Here is a 4,090-nt window from a genome sequence, read left to right as displayed (position 1 = left end):
CCGCATCGCGCAGGTGGTCGAACGCGTGACGGCCTGGCATCGCCTTGCCTCCCTGCCCGCCGCCGACAAGCGGCTGGCGCTGGTGCTCTCGACCTATCCGGGCCGCGACTGGAACCTTGCCCATGCGGTCGGGCTGGACCCGCTGGCCTCGGTCGAGGGTCTGCTGGAGACACTGACTGCGCAGGGTCACGACCTGGGCCAGGCACCCGACCTGGGCAAGCGCCTGCTGGAAGAGCGGATCAGCTGGCCGCTGGCCGACTACCACGCAGCACTGAAAACCCTTCCCGCCCCGCTGCGCGATGATCTCATCGCCGCCTGGGGCGCGCCGGAGACCGACCCCGCCGCGCAGGATGGCCAGATCAGCTTCGCCGCGATCCGGGCGGGCAAGGCGCTCATTGCGCTGCAACCGGAACGGGGCGAGGTCCAGTCCCGCGACGACGATTACCACGACCTTTCCCGAACCCCCCGCCACGGCTACGTGGCCTTCTACCTGTGGCTGCGGGCGCAGGCCGATGCGCTGATCCACGTGGGTGCGCATGGCACGCTGGAATGGCTGCCCGGCAAGGCGGTCGCCCTGTCTGACGCCTGCTGGCCCGAGGCGCTGCTTGGCGCTCTGCCGGTGATCTATCCCTTCATCGTCAACGATCCCGGCGAGGCCGCGCAGGCCAAGCGCCGCGTGGGCGCGGTGACCATCGGCCACCTGCCGCCGCCCATGGCCCAGACCAGGCTGCCCGAGGGCATGGGGCGGCTGGAGCATCTTCTGGATGAATATTCCACCGCCGACGGGTTGGACCCCGCCCGGCGCGACCGGCTGATCTCCGACATTCGTGCCGAGGCGCAGGGAACCGGGGTCGAGGCCGATCTCGGCATTCCTTCGGATGCCAGCGCCTCCGAGGCGATCACCCGCATCGACCGCTTCGTCTGCGACATCAAGGAAAGCCAGTATGGCGAGGGCTTGCATGTCTTCGGCACAGGCGATTGCGGGGCCGAGGAACGCGCGGGCCTGATGGCCGCCCTTCAGGGCCGTCTGGTCGCGCCGGGCCCCTCCGGCTCGCCCTATCGCGGGCGCGCCGACGTGCTGCCGACGGGGCGCAACCTCTTTACCACCGATCCGCGCGCCGTTCCCTCGCGCGCGGCCCATGCCCAGGGCGTGAAGCTGGCCGAGGAACTTTTGCGCAAGCATTTGCAAGATCACGGCGACTGGCCGCGCGGGCTGGTCGTGGACCTGTGGGGATCGGCCACCATGCGCACGGCGGGCGAAGAATTCGCCATGGCGCTGCACCTCGCTGGCCTCGCGCCGAAATGGGACGAGGGATCGGAGCGCGTATCGGGCTTCGAGGTGGTCCCGCTGGCCCTGCTTGGCCGCCCCCGCATCGATGTGACCCTGCGGGTCTCGGGCCTCTTCCGCGATGTCTTCCCGGGACTTGCGCAGATGTTCGAGGCAGCGGCAGGCGCACTGGCCGAGCGCGAGGAAGCAACCGAGGACAACCCCTACCTCGCCCGCACCCCCCGCGTGTTCGGGCCCCGGCCCGGCAGCTATGGCGTGGGCATGACCGGCCATTTGGACGACTATTCCCAAGAGGCGCGCAGCGCGGCGGGCGAAGCCTGGCTCGCGGCCTCCTCTTACGCCATCGACGCGCAAGGGGCCTCCTCCGAGGCGCGCGATGCGCTGGAAACGCGCGTGCGTGCGGCAGACAGTTTCGTGCATTTGCAGGACCTGCCGGAAACCGACCTGCTCATGGCCTCGGACTATGCCGCGCATGAGGCGGGCTTTGCCGCCGCCGTGGCGCGCTTGGGCGGCGATGCGCCTGCGCTATATCACCTTGACGCGACACAACCCGACCGCCCCCGCGCCCGCGACCTGACCGAGGAAATTGCCCGCGTCACCCGCGCCCGCGCTGCTAATCCCGATTGGGCCGATGGCATGATGCGCCACGGGTTCCGAGGCGCGGCAGAGATCGCGGCGACGCTCGACCACCTGGCAGCCTTCGCCCATCTGGCCGCCGCCGTGCCGCCGCATCTGTTTGACCTCTATCACGACGCCACCCTTGGCCGCGAAGACCTGGTGACCTTCATGGAGCGGGAAAACCCCGCGGCACTTGCTGCCATGCGCGCCCGGTTCCAGGCGCTGCATGACGCAGGCCTTTGGGTGACGCGCCGCAATTCCATCGCCGCCATGCTGGAGGCCGCGCAATGACCGGTCCCGTGGTTCATGGCTGGTGCCCCGGCGCGCTCAGGCCAATGATGTCGGGCGACGGGCTCGTGGTGCGGGTGCGCGCGCCGCTCGGGCGACTGTCGCGGGACCAGGCCGCGGGCGTGTCGGAACTGGCCGGGCGGCATGGCAACGGGCTGATCGACGTGTCGGCCCGCGCCAATGTGCAGATCCGGGGCGTGACGCCGGCATCCCATCCGGGGCTGATCGACGGGCTGACGGCGCTAGGCCTGATCGACCGGGACGTGGCCGCGGAAACCCGGCGAAACCTGGTGATCCAGCCGTTCTGGACGGATCGCGATGCGACGCATCGCGTTGCGATCTCTCTGACCGCATTGCTGGCAAAGCCGGACGCCCCCGACCTTCCGGGCAAGTTCGGCTTCGCGGTCGATTGCGGGCCGCTGCCGCTCTTGCGGGCCACCTCTGCCGATATCCGGATCGAACGCGGTGAAAGCGGGCTTATCCTGCGCCCCGATGGCAGCGATCTCGTGTGCCCGGTCACCGAAGATACCGCGGCCAAGGCGGCACTGGAACTGGCCCGCTGGTTTCTCGACACGGGCGGCGCGCCCGATGGTCGTGGCCGGATGGCGCGGCACCTTGCTCGCGGGGCCGTTTTGCCCGAGGCGTTTCGCAGCCAGCCTGCGGCGGCGGGGGCGGAGCCTCCGGCTCCGGGTGCCACACCGACGGGGCAACTCGTGGCGCTGGCCTTCGGGCAGATCACGGCCCCAACCCTGGCCGCACTGGCAGAGATTGGGCCGCTTCGGGTCACCCCGTGGCGGATGTTGCTGCTGGAAGGCGCGACCATGGCCCCGGACCTGCCCGGCCTGATCCATGATGCCGCTGACCCGCGCTTGGCGATAGACGTGTGCACCGGCGCACCCGGTTGCCCGCAGGGCCTGTCGTCCACGCGCGACCTGGCCCGGGAGTTGGCCCCGCTGCTCTCACCCGGCCAACGCCTGCATGTCTCCGGCTGTGCCAAGGGCTGCGCCCATCCCGGCCCCGCCCCGCTGACGCTGACCGCGACCGGCCCCGACCGGTTCGACCTTATCCGCGAAGGCAGCGCCGACGCGCCGCCCGAGGCCACCGGCCTTACCCGCGACCAGATCAAGAAGGCCCTCTGAATGCCCCATATCTACGAGACCAACGGCGCTGCCATCTACGAGGAAAGCTTCCGCACCATCCGCGCCGAAGCCGAGCTCGGCCGTTTCGACCGCGACGAGGAACCGGTCGTCGTGCGCATGATCCACGCCGCGGGGCTCGTGGGGCTGGAACGGGACGTGCGTTTTTCCCCCGGCATGGCAACCGTCGCGCGCCAGGCGCTGAAGGACGGCGCGCCGATCCTTTGCGACGCCTACATGGTCAGCGAGGGCATCACCCGGCCCCGCCTGCCCGCGAAAAACGAGGTGATCTGCACGCTCCGCGATCCGCGCGTGCCCGACATGGCCAAGGACATGGGCAACACGCGCTCCGCCGCCGCGCTGGAACTTTGGCGCCCGCACCTTGACGGCGCGCTTGTCGCCATCGGCAACGCGCCCACGGCGCTCTTTCACCTGCTCAACATGCTCGAAGATCCTGCCTGCCCGCGCCCGGCCGCCATCATCGGCTGCCCCGTGGGCTTCGTTGGCGCGGCGGAATCGAAGGATGCGCTGATGGAGGACCTGCCGGTCCCGTCGATGATCGTGCGGGGCCGTCTTGGCGGCTCGGCCATTACCGTGGCAGCGGTCAACGCGCTCGCCAGTTTCAAGGAGTAAGCGACATGGGAAAGGTCATCTGCACCGGGCTTGGCCCCGGCGACCCCGAACTTATGAGCGTCCGCTCCGACCGGCTGATCCGCACCGCGCGCCACCTGGCCTATTTCCGCAAGGAAGGCCGCAAGGG

3 protein-coding genes and 1 pseudogene are annotated in these 4,090 nt (G+C 70.0%); all 4 read left to right on the top strand.

Annotated features, from left to right (window positions below; all coding sequences use genetic code 11):
• Nucleotides 1-2,197 (top strand): cobaltochelatase subunit CobN (locus tag ACEQXV_RS12480; RefSeq protein WP_370269480.1); only part of this gene is annotated, 2,197 nt, incomplete at its 5' end.
• The gene (gene cobG / locus ACEQXV_RS12475) at nucleotides 2,194-3,333 is read left to right on the top strand and encodes a precorrin-3B synthase (RefSeq protein WP_370254097.1); all 1,140 of its coding nucleotides are present in this window, start codon (nucleotides 2,194-2,196) and stop codon (nucleotides 3,331-3,333) included. The genes ACEQXV_RS12480 and cobG, both read left to right, overlap by 4 nt.
• The gene (locus ACEQXV_RS12470) at nucleotides 3,334-3,963 is read left to right on the top strand and encodes a precorrin-8X methylmutase (RefSeq protein ID WP_370254098.1); all 630 of its coding nucleotides are present in this window, start codon (nucleotides 3,334-3,336) and stop codon (nucleotides 3,961-3,963) included.
• Between the two features lie 5 nt (nucleotides 3,964-3,968).
• Nucleotides 3,969-4,090, top strand: a pseudogene (locus ACEQXV_RS12465) (precorrin-2 C(20)-methyltransferase); the annotation flags it as partial.

It is taken from the genome of Nioella sp. (assembly GCF_964229645.1).
In the GTDB taxonomy this organism is placed as follows: domain Bacteria; phylum Pseudomonadota; class Alphaproteobacteria; order Rhodobacterales; family Rhodobacteraceae; genus Nioella.
This window is presented reverse-complemented; position numbering and strand designations above follow the sequence as displayed.